We start from the raw sequence: 14,649 nt of genomic DNA, 5'->3' as shown, positions 1-14,649 counted from the left end.
TCTCTGACACTTAGCTGACGGCTTGCTTTCTGCGTTTTCATTTATTGACGACAATTATTAGATTACGGCAACTACCTTTAATGGTATTTTCAGCATGCGATGTTAACGACTATCCGTTATCGAGCTTGCTGGAGGGCCAATGATTTCTTTGCCTAAAGACCCTGGTTTGGAGACGACTCAGAATCGCGACGCAGAATCCGGTGACGCACTCGATTGTCTGGCGAGCCTGCTATTTGATGGCGGCAGGAGAACGCGGATGATCGGCATATGCGCCGAGCCTGGAATGGGGCGGCGCAACCTCATCACGCGACTGATTCGCACCGCCTCGAAAGATGGCCTAAGGATCTCTCGTCACGATCTTTCAACAAGGGACTCAGAGTCCGCCTCTGCGCTCATCGTCCGGGTGGCCCGCGAGTCCTCTCGTCGTCCCGAGCCGAGTCTGGTCGCATTTGACGAGCTTCCGCCCTCTGACGAGTCGTGCGTGCGACGTCAGGCGCGTGCGCTGAAAAGAATGTGGGAGGCAGGAGTCCACACGGTTTTCTCGCTTCCCCCTGAGGGGTCTCAGCTGCTTGACGCCCTTCCGGAGTGCTCTTGCGTCACTGCCTCTGATCTTGTGGTCAGGACCGTCACTGAAGTCGAGTCCGGAGACTTCTCATATTGGCTGAGACGATACACGAGGGGAGTTCCGTCGCTTGTCAGCGCCCTTCCCCTGAATTCGGGGCCAGTGAGACCAAACCCGCTTAAATGCACTTCCTACCTTGATGCGCTTCAGGAACTTGTGGGAAAGTCGCTCCGCCTTACCCTGAGTGACGATGAGCTTAGGATGAGGCTCGCGATGCTGCTTTTGGGTCATGGCTCAAATGCTGATCTTGAAAGCGCGGCAGGCTGCGTTCCCAAAGAGATTCTCGAGGGGCTGAGAAGCAATGCCCCCTTCTTTGAGATTGGTGTATCAACGGGGTCCTTCTCCTGCCCGCTCGACGCTGATGACAAACTTCTCGAGGTCTGCCGGCCTCATCTGAACGCGGCCTGTGCCCTCTTCCCGGACATCTGTGATGCCGCCATTGGGATCCTTGCCGCTTACGGCAGATATGGCCGTGTCGCAAGCCTGCTTGAGCTGCCGGGCGCTCACAGAAGAAAGGGCCTTCTACTCCTTCACGCATCCTCGTTTCTCGATGCCGGCGCGGTCGATGCCGTGAGGTCGGCAGCATGCGAGCTCGCCCCCTATCCCGATCTGGAGCTTGCCGAGGGGCACATCCATCTGCTGGACGCTGCCGTAAGTGCTCTGGGGGAGCGGACTATGCCGGCCGAGGCTGCCGGCGTCGCCGTAGCGGACGACGCTTCCGCAGAGCTTCTTGACCTCTCGCTCTTTGCGGAGGCGCGAAGGGCCCTTGGGGCGAGGCGCTCCGGCGCGTCCTTCTCGCTTGACGGGCTCGATGCCCTTGGAAGACGGCTTCTCGTTCATCGTGAGGTGTGCGACCTCATGGCCGAGGGGAGATTATCGGCAGCGACACGACTGCTCATCGCAAACCCGTGCGACGACAGGGGGCACAGCGTATCCGAGGCGCTGCTGACGATTGACGCCGAGATCGCGCGGGTTCTTCTCTGCGACGCGTCTGCTGCGAGCGGACACTCAGTCGAGAGCGCGATTGACGTTCTGTCAGCCCCGGAGCTTGCGGGGCTCGAGGGCTATACGAGCTGCCTCGAGGTGATCAAGGCCGTCGTCTTGTCGGATGAGGCCTCCTATCCGGAGGTCGAGCAGCTCGTTTCCCGCGCCGAGCGGGCGGGTGACCGGCTGGTGCAAGTGCTTTCGTTGGTCGGCGGCACGGTGATAGATCTGCGCAGGAGGGCCCTTGCGCGCGCGAGCGTCAGGGCCGAGCTGGCCGCGGCGGTTGCAAGCGGAGCGGGCCTGGGATATATCGCCCGCGTTGCAACCCTGCTTGGCGAGGTGGCCCGCTTTCTGCTGGGCGAGCCGCCGCGTGCGGGGCGGGACGACGGCCTGCAAGACGACCTGGGGAGGGCGAGCGCCCTTGTGCGCGCGGCCATGCTCGTTGAGGAGGACGTGGTGCTCTTCGACGAGGGGGAGGACATGGAGCCCCCGCGAGATGCCGTCTGGCTGCTCCTTGTCCTAAGCGAGGGAATGGGGGCGCTGTCTGCCCGTCTCGACGAGATGCTGCCGCTCGCCTGGAGGCACGCCCTGCTCGTCGCGCGGCCAAGGTGGAGAGCTGAGGCGCTCGGGGGTCGAGAGGTGTCGGGCGTCAACGCGAGGTCTGATGCGGGGACGTCTCGGCACGAGTACGAGGCCCCGATTGAGATACGGCTTCTGGGAGGCTTCTCCGTGACGGTGCGCGGGCAGAGGGTTCCCGATGGCGAGCTGGAACATAGGAATGCGAAGTCCATGCTCGAGTACCTCCTGTTGCGGCGCGGTGCTACGGCGAAGCGCTATCAGCTTGTTGAGCAGGTGTGGCCCGAGGCCGACTATGGCATGGGGTTCAATCGTGCCTACCAGGCAACGAGCACGCTGCGGGCGGCAATCGCGAAAATCGACAGCGACCTTGACCCCTTTGTGCTGAGCCGTGCGACGAAGGCGGTGTCGCTGGACATGGGGCTCATCAGATGCGACGTCGACGAGTTCCGGGCCTGCGCGCGGGAGGCGGCGGACACGAGCGACGACGCCCGCGCCGTTGCGATGGCCCGGCGTGCGGAGCGGCTCTACGCGGGAGATCTCTATGTGCCGCCCGTGGACGCCACCGGCTACGTCATGGCGACGAGGGACGAGCTGAGGAGGCTGTATGGGGACGCGATGGTGGCGGGCTCGGACGCCGCTCTGCGCCTGGGCAAGAAGCGTACCGCCACGCGCCTCGCGATGAACGCGCTGTCGTCCGACGACATGCGCGAGGACGCCATCGTGTCCATGGTCCGGGCCCTGAGGGCGAGCGGGAGAAACGTCGAGGCAGACCGGCAGTACCAGCGCTACGCCCGCAGGCTCATGCAGGCCGCCAATCGACCTCCCTCCCGCCTGCTGCGAAGGGTCGCCGGAATGGCCGAGGAGCAGGGGAGGCGCCTTGGTGGGGAGAGCAGCGTGGAGGTGTCCTTCAGAGAGCGAAGTTGCGCATCATGAGGTGCGCTTTTGGTGAGAGGGTCATGCCGTGGACGTCGGCCAGCATGCCGATGGGTAAAGTGTTGAAGGTGAGTGTGCAGGGGGAATTGCCCCCCGAAACTAGCAGGGAGTCTCATGCCTAACTTTCTCACAAAGCTGCTCTCCATCGGCTCCGACCGAGAGCTGAAGGAGTTCGAGCGCATCACGGGCCGCGTCAACGACCTGGAGCCCAGGTTCGAGGCGATGAGCGAGGAGGAGCTCCGCGGGTGCACCGCCGCCTTCCGTGAGCGCTATGAGCAGGGGGAGTCGCTCGACGACCTGCTCCCCGAGGCGTTTGCGGCGGTTCGCGAGGCGTCCCGACGCACGACCGGCCTCAGGCACTTCGACGTCCAGATCATCGGCGGCATAGCCCTGCATCGCGGCACCATCGCCGAGATGAAGACGGGCGAGGGAAAGACCCTCGTCTCGACGCTCGCGGGCTATCTCAACGCCATCCCCGGCAAGGGCGTCCACATCGTGACCGTGAACGACTACCTCGCGCGCCGAGACAGCGAGTGGATGGGCCAGATCTATCGCTATCTGGGCATGAGCGTCGGCCTTCTGCAGAACGGCATGCGCCTCAACCTCAAGAAGCCCGCCTACGCCGCTGACGTGACGTATGGCACGAACTCGGAGTTCGGCTTCGACTACCTCCGCGACAACATGGTCACGCGCCCGGGCATGAGGGTCCAGCGCGGTCACCACTACGCCATCGTCGACGAGGCCGACTCCATCCTCATCGACGAGGCGCGTACCCCGCTCATCATCTCGGGGGCGGGGACCAAGTCGGCGAGTACCTACAAGGACTTCGCGCGTGCGGTCCGCGGGCTCATTCCCGACGTCGACTTCACGATGGACGAGGCGAAGCACACCATCGCCACGACCGATGACGGCCTCAAGAAGGTCGAGCGCGCCCTTGGCGTGGACGACATCTACGCAGACGTCTCCGGCCAGCTCGTCAACCACCTGCAGCAGGCCCTCAAGGCGGAGTACATGTTCCATCGCGACCAGCAGTACGTGGTCGTGGACGGCGAGGTCAAGATCGTCGACGAGTTCACGGGTCGCATCATGGAGGGAAGGCGCTACTCCGAGGGCCTCCATCAGGCCATCGAGGCGAAGGAAGGCGTCATCGTCCGCGAGGAGAACCAGACGCTCGCCACCATCACCCTCCAGAACTACTTCCTCATGTACGACAAGCTCTCGGGCATGACGGGAACGGCCATGACCGAGGACGCTGAGTTCCGCGAGGTCTACCACATACCCGTACAGGTCATTCCGCCCAACAAGCCGGTCATCCGCAAGGATCACGACGACCTCGTCTACCGCACGGTCGAGGCGAAGTTCAAGGCGGTTGCGGACGATGTCGCCGAGCGTCACGCGAACGGTCAGCCCTGCCTCGTGGGCACGGTCTCCATCGAGAACTCCGAGAAGCTCTCTCGCATCCTCGACAAGCGCGGGATCAAGCACAACGTGCTCAACGCGAAGTATCACGAGCGCGAGGCTCAGATCGTCGCCCAGGCGGGCCGCGAGGGGGCCGTCACCATCGCGACGAACATGGCAGGCCGTGGCACGGACATCCTGCTTGGCGGCAATCCCGACGAGCTGGCCGAGGAGGCCGTGCTCGCGCTCGATTTCGGCGTCGAGCAGGACGTCGTGAAGAGCATCCTCGCCGCCGGCGACCCGCGCCGGCTTACCGCGGAGGGGCTTGCCAAGCAGGGAATCGAGGTGGAGCGCGAGGTTCTTCTCGCCATCGCCGGGGAGTACGAGAAGGCGCTCAAGGCCGCCAAGGAGCGCTGCGAGGTGGAGAAGGAGCACGTTCGCGCCGCAGGCGGCCTGTGCGTCATCGGAACCGAGCGTCACGAGAGCCGACGCATCGACAACCAGCTGCGCGGCCGCTCCGGCCGTCAGGGCGACCCCGGTGAGACGCAGTTCTACCTCTCTCTCGAGGATGACCTCATGCGCCTGTTCGGCGGGGATCGCATGGACAAGATCTCTGCGATGATGCAGCGCTATGACATGCCCGACGACATGCCCATCCAGGCGAAGATGGTCACGAAGGCCGTCGAGAGCGCCCAGCGCAAGGTCGAGGAAGTCAACTTTGCGATGCGCAAGAACGTCCTCGACTACGATAACGTCATGAACACCCAGCGTCAGGTCATCTACGAGGAGCGCAACAAGATCCTCGACGGAAAGGACCTGATGGAGCGCATCGACGAGGTCACCTACGACACCGTCCAGCGCGAAGTTGCGACCTACTGCCCCGAGAGCGCCAAGCGCGAGGACTGGGACCTGGAGGGGTTCGGCTCGTGGCTGAGCGAGCTCACCGGCAGGAAGGACGTCCCCGACGCGTCCGGGTGCGAGAGCGAGGGGGAGGTCATCGAGCTCGTCGACCAGTTCGTGGACGGGTGCTTCGCCGAGAAGGCCGAGCGGCTCGGCAGCGAGGCGATGCACGCGCTCTCGGCGCAGGTCATGCTCCGCGTGATCGACACGCGCTGGATGGCGTACCTCCAGGAGATGGACTACCTCAAGACGGGCATCGGGCTTCGCGGCTTTGGCCAGAGAGACCCGCTCGTCGAGTACAAGAGCGAGGCCTACGCCGCCTTCACTGAGCTCGTCAACACGATGTACGAGGACTTCCTGCGCACCATTCTGCGCATCGAGGTCGTCGTTCGCCAGCCTGCCGCCCCGCAGGCGGCCCCCGCGGACGAGGAGCCCGCCGAGCTGCGTGGCGCGCACTATTCCGGCCCGAGCGAGGTTGACGGCGACCAGGGCGCACGCCGCGTGCCCGCACCCCGCCACGCCGCCCCGGCGCGTGCGGCCGCGCCCGCAGCGTCGAAGCCCCGGACGTACCGCAAGTCCGACGACCCCGATCCCTACGTGGGCGTGGGGCGCAACGACCCCTGCCCGTGCGGTAGCGGAAAGAAGTTCAAGAACTGCCACGGGAGGAACCGCTAGTGGCCGACGCTGCCAAGTCGAACTTCGAGGCCCTCGCCGCGAGGCTCGAGGAGGTCGAGGGCTACCTGCGTCTCGACGAGAAGAGGAACAAGATCGCCGAGCTCGAGGCGAGAAGCGCCGAGCCCGGCTTCTGGGATGACGCCGAGGGCGCTCGGGCGGTGATGGGGCAGCTCTCCGCGGCCCGGGATGACGTCTCGGGCATGGAGGCGGCCAGGGCGAAGCTCGATGACGCCATCGCCGCGTACGACCTGGGCAACGAGACCGGGGACGGCGACCTTCTCGCCGAGTCTGCCGAGCTCGCCTCCTCCCTGGAGCAGGACCTCTCGGGGCTCGAGCTCTCGAGCTGGTTCACCGACGAGCTCGACCACGGCGACGCCATCGTGACCATCACCCCGGGACAGGGCGGTCTCGAGGCGCAGGACTGGTGCGAGATGCTCTTCCGCATGTACCAGCGCTACTGCGACCGCCGAGGCTGGAAGGTCACCGTCAACGACGCCGTGCCCGGCGAGGCCATCGGGCTTGACCGCGCGACGTTCACCGTGAGCGGGAAGAACGCCTACGGGATGCTCCGCGCCGAGCAGGGCGTCCATCGCCTCGTTCGCATCTCGCCCACCGACGCTAAGAAGCGCCGTCAGACCACCTTTGCCGGCGTGGAGGTGCTTCCCGTCCTGCCTGATGACATCGAGGTTGAGATTGACCCTAACGACCTGCGCATTGACGTGTACCATGCGTCGGGTCACGGCGGCCAGGGCGTCAACACCACCGACTCGGCCGTGCGCATCACGCACCTCCCCACGGGCATCGTGGTCACCTGCCAGAACGAGCGCAGCCAGCTCCAGAACAAGGCCTTTGCCATGAGCGTCCTCAGGAGCCGCCTCTACGAGATGGAGATCGCTCGTCGCGCCGAGGAGCTCGACGAGCTGCGCGGCCCCAAGAGAGACATCGGCTTTGGCAACCAGATCAGAAGCTATGTCCTCTATCCCTACCAGCTCGTCAAGGACCTGCGGACCGGCGTGGAGACGGGCAACGTCGAGTCCGTGCTCGATGACGGGGACCTCGACGACTTCGTCGTCGGCTACCACCGCTGGGTGGTGGGCGGCGAGGGTGACGCGTCGTGAGCCGCATCCCCTGGCGCGTGGCGCTGCGCGACGCGGCCCTCATCATCACGGGCTCGTTCGTGTTCGCCGTCGGCGTTGACATCTTCGAGATCCCCCACGGGCTTGCCGCGGGCGGCGTGACCGGCCTTGCGACGGTGTTTTCCGCCATCGCCGACTCGCTCGGCTTCTACCTTCCCGTCGGCCTTCAGACCATCGTCATGAACGCCCTGCTCATGACGCTCGTCGTTCGCTCGGGCGATAGGGGCTACATCGTGCGCACCGTGGCGGGGATCGTCGCGTGCGGCGTCCTCACCGACGCGCTCGTCCCCTTCCTCCCGGCGAGCGTCGGCGAGAGCGACCTGCTCCTCTGCGCCCTCTGGGGCGGGGTCATCACCGGCGCCGGCCTCGGCCTCGTCTTCCGGAGCGGGGGCAATACCGGGGGCACCGACATCGTCTCCCAGATTCTGGCGAGAAAGACGGGGATGCCGATGGGGACCGCCGTCATCATCGTCGACGGCGTCATCATCGCCTTCTCCGCGACGGTGTTCTCGGTGGAGCAGGCGCTCTATGCGGCAGTGGCGATGTTCATCTGCGGCAAGGTCATCGATGCCGTTGTCGACGGCCCCCGCAGCGCCCGCGCGGCCTACATCATCTCGACCGAGCACGCCCAGATCGCCAACGAGATCCTCTACACGCTCAACCGTGGGTGCACCGAGCTGCAGGCCCGCGGGGTGTGGAGCGGGAACAGCCGGCCCGTCCTTCTCTGCGTGCTCGGCCGCTCCGAGAGCATGCGCCTCAAGCAGATCGTCGCCGAGATAGACCCGGAGGCCATCGTGATCATCTCCGAGGTGCACGAGGTCTTTGGGGAGGGCTTCAAGAGGATCGAGGGCTGACCCCGACGACGCAGCGTTGACGTGCGTGTGGGGAGGTTCTGCTTTATGTTGGGGCTTCTCGTTGAATCTCGGAACCGAGCTGCCCCTTTGCTAGACTATGTGCGTATTTGTCCATTGATAGCACAAGAAAAGGAGCTTCTGTGGCCAGTCACTTTCGCAGCACTGAGCGACAGGGGTCGGAGGGCGAGCCGCTCGACTTCGTGAGCGTTCCCGACGAGGCTTCTCAGGCGACGCCCGCGTCGCCCGAGGACACCGGCGCCTTCCTTGCGGCGGGCGGCGTCAGCCAGGAGGAGGACGTCGTTTCGTCCGAGCCCGAGGCCCAGCCGCTCGAGGCCGTTCACGTGGTCACCGCGGCGGAGCCCGCGGACCCCGCCGAGCAGCCCGGGTTCACCAGCGTGTTCGCCCCCCTTGCGGACGACGACGCGCCGGCGGTCTCCCGCACCGGCACCCCCACCGTGTCGTTCAAAAACGTCACACTCATCTACCCGGCCCAGCCCAACAAGCCCGCACTCGACGACGTGAGCCTCGACATCTATCCCGGCGAGTTCGTCTTCGTCGTCGGCCACTCGGGGTCTGGCAAGTCGTCCCTCCTGCGCCTCATCACGCGCGAGCTGCGCGCCTCCAAGGGGCAGGTAATCGTTGCCGGCCAGGACCTCACCAAGATGCGCAACCGCAAGGTCCCGTATCTTCGTCGTCAGATCGGCACCGTCTACCAGGACTTCAAGCTGCTCCCGGACAAGACCGTCTACGAGAACGTCGCCTTCGCCCTCGAGTGCATCGGCAAGCCCAAGTCCGTCATCAGGGCCCAGGTTCCCGAGGTGCTGCGTCTCGTCGGTCTCGGCGAGCGCATGAAGCACTTCCCCGACCAGCTCTCCGGCGGCGAGCAGCAGCGCGTGTCCGTCGCTCGAGCCATGGTCAACCGCCCGCCGCTGCTCGTCTGCGACGAGCCGACCGGCAACCTCGACCCGGCGATCTCGCTCGGCATCATGAAGCTGCTCGACCGCATCAACCGTGCCGGCACCACCGTCGTCATGGCGACCCACGACCGCGAGATGGTCGACTCCATGCGCAAGCGCGTCATCGCCCTGGAGGCCGGCCACATCGTCCGCGACCAGGAGAGGGGAGGCTACGGCTACTATGGTGCCCTCTAACTTCGGCTACTCGCTGCGCGAGTGCGGCCACCACTTCCGGCGCAACTGGACCACGGTGCTCGGCGCCGTCGTTACCATCTTCCTGTCCCTGTTCATCATCGGCCTGTTCGTCGTCGCCACCGTGCTCGTTGACAGCATGCTCGGCGGCGTCGAGGACCAGGTCACGATTCAGGCGTTCATCTCCGATGACGCCGACCAGTCGGCCGTCGACGCGTATCGCGAGGCCATCGAGGGATGGGACAACGTCGAGTCCGTCGAGTACAAGACGAAGGACCAGGCGCTCGAGGAGTTCCGCACCTCCATGTCCAACCGCAACGCCGCCGATGCGGTGACCGCCCTTGACGGCGAGAACCCGCTTCCCGCCTCCCTCGTGATCAGGATGGTGGACCCCTCGCAGGTCCAGTCCACGGCCGAGCGCATCATGGATGACCCGGACTTCGCGTCCATCTGCGACGACCCCGAGAACCCCGCGGGCGACGTCCAGTACGGCCAGGGGACCGTCGAGCGTCTCTTCAGCGTCTCGGTGTACATCCGCATCGCCGCCGCCGCGCTCGTGGCGCTGCTCACCTTCGTGGCCTTCGTGTTCATCAACAACACGATTCGCCTCGCCATCACGGCGCGTCGCCGCGAGATCGGCATCATGCGCCTCGTCGGTGCCTCCAACGGCTTCATTCGCGGGCCGTTCATCATGGAGGGCACGATCGAGGCCATTCTCGGCGCCCTTCTCGCCATCGCGGCGCTTGCCGCGGGCGTTCACACCCTCCTGCCCGCGCTTGCCGAGAACCTCTCGTTCCTCTCGTTCGAGATTCCTCCGATGACGCTCTACCTCACGTACGCCAGCCTGCTGGGCATCGGCGTGCTGATCGGCCTGTTCGGATCGGCCATCGCGATGGGACGTTACCTGAAGGTCTAGGACGGCCAATCGCGCGGCTGGGGAGCCCCCGCCCTTCGCGCAGAGGTGCGCTTCGCGGAACCTCTGCACGGAAGGGCGGGGGCTTCCGGCGTTTGGGCTCCAGGGACCTAACCGCCGGGATTGCGGCTGTGAGATATGCTGGGGGGAAAGATTGTTTGGGAAGGGGGCGTATGGGCCGGAAGCGGGTGCACCGCGGGAGCAGGCGGCGAGGGCGTTCGGGCGGGCCGCGCGAGCGGCATCAGACGCTCACGGGCCGGCTCGTGGTATCAAGGCCGGGCGTGGCGAGGGTCGAGACCCAGGAGGGCTCATTCGAGCTCGTGCGCCATGGTCAGCGTGAGGCCATGAACGGGGACGAGGTCGAGGTCGCGATCGTGAGCGCCCGCAACCGTGCCCCGCGCGCCGTCGTTCGCTCCGTGGTGACCCGCGCGACGCAGACCTTCCTCGGACGCTTCGAGCTCGCCGGGCCGCTTGGCGCGGTGGTCCCTCTCGACGCGCGGCTGGGGCATGACTTCTTCGTGGTGCCCGAGGACCCGAGCCCTGGCCGGCTCGGCGTCGCCCCCGGCGACGTGGTGATGGCGAGAGTCACCGAGTACCCCACGCGGAAGAGCGCCGCAGTGGTGACCGTCGAGCGTCGCGTGGGGTCGTCCGACGAGGTTGACCTCAACATGGAGTCGGTGATCGCCTCCTTCGGCCTGCCCGGCGACTTCCCCCCGTCCGTCCTTGCGGCCGCCGAGAGGATTGAGGCGCGCGTCGACGAGGAGCTGGCCCGCAGCCCTCGCCGCCGCGACCTGCGCGGCGAGCTCTGCGTGACCGTCGACCCAGCCGACGCGCGCGACTTCGACGACGCCGTGAGCGCCCGGCGCCTCACGGGAGGAGGCTACGAGCTCGGGGTTCACATCGCCGACGTCACGCACTACGTGAGCGCGGGTGACACGGTGGACAACGAGGCGCGCGCACGCGGGTGCTCGGCGTATCTCGCGGACCGCGTCATACCCATGCTGCCAGAGCGCCTCTCCAACGACGTGTGCTCGCTGCGGCCTGGGGAGGACCGCCTCACGATGTCCGTCGTCGCCCGCCTGGACGCCCGGGGCAGAGTCGTCTCCGCCCGGGCGATGGCGTCTGCCATCAGGTCGTCGGCCCGGCTGAGCTATGACGAGGTCGACGCCCTTCTCGACGGCCGCTCCGGCCCGGGGGAGCTTCCCTGCGCGCCCGGGCGCGCCGCCGAGGTCGACGTTCTTCTCGGCACGCTCGACGAGATCCGCGCGCTGCGTGAGCGGGTGCGCCGGGATCGCGGCGCCATCGACTTCCCCACGGTGGAGGCGAAGGTGACGCTCGATGCCCAGGGCCGCCCCACGGGGGTCTCCGTGCGGCGGCGCACGCGCGCGACGGGCCTCATCGAGGAGGCCATGCTCGTGGCGAACGAGTGCGTGGCCAAGATGCTCGCCGAGAAGGACGTGCCCGCCGCCTTCCGCGTGCACGAGCCGCCGGCGCCCGACGACCTCAAGGCCTGCGTTCAGCCCCTGCGCGAGCTTGGCGTCCTTGACGGGGGGCTTACGGCGGGCCTGCTCGCGGGCGAGCCGCGCGCGCTTCAGGAGGCGCTCGGGCGAGCGTCGGGGACCGAGGCGGAGGCGGCGACGAGCGCCCTTCTGCTGAGAGCGCAGCGCAAGGCCGTCTACCTCCCCCACAACGACGGGCACTACGCGCTTGGGGCCGCAGCGTACTGCCACTTCACGTCGCCGATCAGACGCTACCCCGACGTGCTCGTGCACCGTGCGCTCAAGGCCCTCCTCGCGGGGCGGGCGCAGGGGCCCGAGATGCGCGATCAGGCGGCGGCGCTCCCGCAGCTCTGCCAGGCCTGCTCCGAGCGCGAGCGGGCGGCCGACGGGGCCGAGCGCGCGTCGCAGAAGGTCAAGATGGCCGAGCTCTTCTCGGGGCGCGTGGGCGAGGTCGCGCGCGGCGCGGTCTCGGGCTGCGAGCGCTACGGCGTGTTCGTGACCTTGGACGATACCCGTGCCGAGGGGCTCCTCCCCGTCCGGGCGCTCGGCCAGGAGTGGTTTGCCTACGACGAGGCCCGCCTCACGCTCACGGGGGAGGAGTCCGGGGAGGTGTGGCGTCTCGGCAGGCCCGTGACGGTGAGGGTCGCGGACGTCAACGTGGCGCGGGGGCAGATCGACTTCGTGCTCGCCTCGGAAGGGGACCGCCCGCGGGACCCTCGGCGCCCCCGCGTTGGCGGTGGGCGATAATGGGAAGACTAACCACCTAGCATGCGTGCGCGGCCGCTGCCGCGAGGAGGTCATATGATCCAGACAGAGATGACGGACGAGCTCGAGCGGGCGGAGGGGCTCATGCTCCAGGGCCAGCCCGAGCGAGCGGCCGAGCTTCTCGCCCGCCTTGCCGAGGATGCCGAGGAGTACGTCGACAAGAACTGCCCCACCACCGACGAGGTCCAGTGGTTCAGCTTCCCCACGCTCTTCGAGCGCCTCGCATACCGGCGCGTCGAGAAGGACCCGCGCGAGCTGCGTGACGTGGGCGAGCCGCTCGACCGACTCTATGGGGACCTGGCCCTCGCCAACGTGCACGCGGGGGACTACGATGCCGCGATGTCCGCCCTCAAGAGCGCCATCCGCTGGAACCCCATGGACTGCGGGTCGCGCCTGAACCTCGCCGACCTCTATCGCGTTGCGGGGGACATGCAGGAGTATCTGGCGCTCACCTACAGCGTATTCGAGCGGGCGAGCGACGCGCGCCACCTCGCGCGTGCCTTCGTGAACTTCTCCGGCTGGTTCCAGGCGTCCGAGAAGCCGCGCACCGCGGCCGCGGCCCTGCATGCGGCCCGCGCCCTGGACGTGCGCGACTCGTCCGTCGATGCGGCCCTCGACCAGGCTGCCGGCACCGAGCGCGACCCGGACCTCGTCTCAGACGACGAGGTCGAGGCGCTTCTCGCCGCGGAGGGCCTTCCCGACGGGGCCAACGCGGACATCGCGGTCTGCCTGCTCATGTGCGCGAGCGACGCGGCCGTCGCGGGGGCGCGCGACGTGGCGGCGAACCTTACGCTCCGGGCGCGCGACCTCGTGGGAGAGGCCGCCGCGAAGGCCCTTCTCGAGCTCATCCGCGAGAGCGACGCCGCCGAGGGGGCCGCCGATGGCGAAGAGTAAGGTGCTGCGCCAGGCGGCGAAGGCGGAGCGTCAGGCCAAGCCGGGGAAGAAGACCATCGCCAAGAACCGATCCGCCTATCACGAGTACTTCATCGACGAGACCTTCGAGGCGGGCATCGAGCTCACGGGCACCGAGGTGAAGAGCCTGCGCGAGCGCGCGTGCCAGCTTACGGACGCCTTCTGCCTCATTCGCGGGCGCGAGGCGTGGCTGCATGGCGTGCACATCCACCCCTACTCCAACGGCGGCGTCTGGAACGTGGACCCGGACCGCAAGCGGCGGCTGCTCCTGCATCGCCGCCAGATCGACTACCTTGACGCGAAGCTCCGGCAGAAGGGGCTTGCGCTGGTGCCGCTGGAGATCTATTTTGACGAGCGCAACCGCGTGAAGCTGGCCATCGGCCTCGCGCGCGGAAAGAAGCTCTACGACAAGCGGGCAGACATGGCGCGGCGCGACTCCGACCGCGAGATCGCCCGCGCCCTCAAGGAGCTCAACCGGTAAATGATGTGAGGGGGCTGTCCCCCCGCATCGTCGGAGAGGAGTGGGAATGGACGCAACGGCACTGTTCAAGTTCTCGTCGGGCCTCTACGTGGTCTCGGCCGACGACGGTGAGCGGGCGGGTGCGTGCCTCGTGAACACGGGGCTGCAGGTGACCGCCGAGCCGCTCCAGGTCTCGGTGACGGTGAACAAGGAGAACTTCACCTGCGGCGCCATCGAGCGCGCGGGTCACTTTGCGCTCGCCGTGCTCGACGAGTCGGCCGACATGCCCTTCATCGGGCGCTTCGGCTTCAGGAGCTCGGCGGACTTCGACAAGTTCGAGGGCATTCAGAGCGCCGTGGCGTCGACCGGCGACCCGTATCCCGCCGAGCACGTCTGTTCCTACGTCGCATGCGATGTCGTGCAGACCACGGACGTGGGGACGCACCTCACCTTCGTCGGTCGGGTCGTCGACGCGGGGAACCTCTCCGGCGAGCCGCCCATGACGTACGCGTATTACCACGGCACGCTGAAGGGAAAGACCCCGGCGAAGGCCTCCTCCTACGTGGAGGGGCTGAGCTAGTCATCCCATCTGGCGCAACGCGGGGCGAGAAACGCCACCGTTGTGATAGCATTTCGGCAGGGCACGTTGGACCAAGTGAGAGGAGAGCACCATGGCAGATGAGAAGAAGTACACGTTCCGCTGCACCGTCTGCGGCTGGGAGGTCACCGTTGACACCCCCGAGCTGCCTGAGGACTTCGTCTGCGAGGTCTGCGGCGTCGGCCCCGACCTGTTTGAGCTCGTCGAGGAGTAACGTCCGAGCACGGTGTGACGGCGGGGCGGCCCTCTGCGGAGGGCCGCCCCTTTTGCCTA

11 protein-coding genes are annotated in these 14,649 nt (G+C 66.9%); all 11 read left to right on the top strand.

Annotated features, from left to right (window positions below):
• Positions 1–511 precede the first annotated feature (511 nt).
• The 11 genes from E0L17_RS10645 (at position 512) to E0L17_RS10595 (ending at position 14,590) form a co-directional block, all read left to right on the top strand.
• Positions 512–3,118, top strand: a complete 2,607-nt coding sequence (locus tag E0L17_RS10645) for an AfsR/SARP family transcriptional regulator (RefSeq protein ID WP_167931203.1) — start codon at positions 512–514, stop codon at positions 3,116–3,118.
• Between the two features lie 114 nt (positions 3,119–3,232).
• Positions 3,233–6,091, top strand: a complete 2,859-nt coding sequence (gene secA, locus E0L17_RS10640; protein ID WP_167931202.1) for a preprotein translocase subunit SecA — start codon at positions 3,233–3,235, stop codon at positions 6,089–6,091.
• Positions 6,091–7,209, top strand: coding sequence for a peptide chain release factor 2 (prfB, locus tag E0L17_RS10635; protein WP_167931201.1), 1,119 nt, complete (start codon positions 6,091–6,093; stop codon positions 7,207–7,209). The genes secA and prfB overlap by 1 nt, the downstream gene beginning before the upstream one ends.
• Entirely contained in the window at positions 7,206–8,081 is an 876-nt protein-coding gene (locus E0L17_RS10630; protein WP_167931200.1) for a YitT family protein, read from the top strand. Before prfB ends, E0L17_RS10630 begins: the two co-directional genes overlap by 4 nt.
• Positions 8,082–8,221: 140 nt before the next feature.
• Entirely contained in the window at positions 8,222–9,232 is a 1,011-nt protein-coding gene (gene ftsE / locus E0L17_RS10625; protein WP_167931199.1) for a cell division ATP-binding protein FtsE, read from the top strand.
• On the top strand, positions 9,219–10,145 hold the full coding sequence (ftsX, locus tag E0L17_RS10620; RefSeq protein ID WP_167931198.1) for a permease-like cell division protein FtsX: 927 nt from the start codon (positions 9,219–9,221) through the stop codon (positions 10,143–10,145). Before ftsE ends, ftsX begins: the two co-directional genes overlap by 14 nt.
• 170 nt (positions 10,146–10,315) lie before the next feature.
• Positions 10,316–12,388, top strand: a complete 2,073-nt coding sequence (gene rnr, locus E0L17_RS10615; protein WP_167931197.1) for a ribonuclease R — start codon at positions 10,316–10,318, stop codon at positions 12,386–12,388.
• Between the two features lie 54 nt (positions 12,389–12,442).
• Positions 12,443–13,300, top strand: coding sequence for a tetratricopeptide repeat protein (locus E0L17_RS10610; protein ID WP_167931196.1), 858 nt, complete (start codon positions 12,443–12,445; stop codon positions 13,298–13,300).
• Positions 13,287–13,799, top strand: a complete 513-nt coding sequence (gene smpB, locus E0L17_RS10605; protein ID WP_167931195.1) for an SsrA-binding protein SmpB — start codon at positions 13,287–13,289, stop codon at positions 13,797–13,799. Before E0L17_RS10610 ends, smpB begins: the two co-directional genes overlap by 14 nt.
• Before the next feature lie 46 nt (positions 13,800–13,845).
• The gene (locus E0L17_RS10600) at positions 13,846–14,358 is read left to right on the top strand and encodes a flavin reductase family protein (protein WP_167931194.1); all 513 of its coding nucleotides are present in this window, start codon (positions 13,846–13,848) and stop codon (positions 14,356–14,358) included.
• 91 nt (positions 14,359–14,449) lie between these two features.
• Positions 14,450–14,590 carry a rubredoxin gene (locus tag E0L17_RS10595; protein ID WP_075278935.1) on the top strand — a complete coding sequence of 47 codons (141 nt, stop codon included), beginning with the start codon at positions 14,450–14,452 and terminating at the stop codon, positions 14,588–14,590.
• Positions 14,591–14,649 lie beyond the last annotated feature (59 nt).

The sequence above is a fragment of the Olsenella sp. SW781 genome, assembly GCF_012027725.1.
GTDB lineage: Bacteria > Actinomycetota > Coriobacteriia > Coriobacteriales > Atopobiaceae > Thermophilibacter.
This window is presented reverse-complemented; position numbering and strand designations above follow the sequence as displayed.

What these genes read in the sequence shown, in the direction of transcription:
- E0L17_RS10645 (WP_167931203.1), top strand. Translation starts at nt 512, where the DNA reads ATGTGGGAGGCAGGAGTCCACACGGTTTTCTCGCTTCCCCCTGAGGGG.
- secA (WP_167931202.1), top strand. Translation starts at nt 3,233, where the DNA reads ATGCCTAACTTTCTCACAAAGCTGCTCTCCATCGGCTCCGACCGAGAG.
- ftsX (WP_167931198.1), top strand. Translation starts at nt 9,219, where the DNA reads ATGGTGCCCTCTAACTTCGGCTACTCGCTGCGCGAGTGCGGCCACCAC.
- rnr (WP_167931197.1), top strand. Translation starts at nt 10,316, where the DNA reads ATGGGCCGGAAGCGGGTGCACCGCGGGAGCAGGCGGCGAGGGCGTTCG.
- E0L17_RS10610 (WP_167931196.1), top strand. Translation starts at nt 12,443, where the DNA reads ATGATCCAGACAGAGATGACGGACGAGCTCGAGCGGGCGGAGGGGCTC.
- smpB (WP_167931195.1), top strand. Translation starts at nt 13,287, where the DNA reads ATGGCGAAGAGTAAGGTGCTGCGCCAGGCGGCGAAGGCGGAGCGTCAG.
- E0L17_RS10600 (WP_167931194.1), top strand. Translation starts at nt 13,846, where the DNA reads ATGGACGCAACGGCACTGTTCAAGTTCTCGTCGGGCCTCTACGTGGTC.
- E0L17_RS10595 (WP_075278935.1), top strand. Translation starts at nt 14,450, where the DNA reads ATGGCAGATGAGAAGAAGTACACGTTCCGCTGCACCGTCTGCGGCTGG.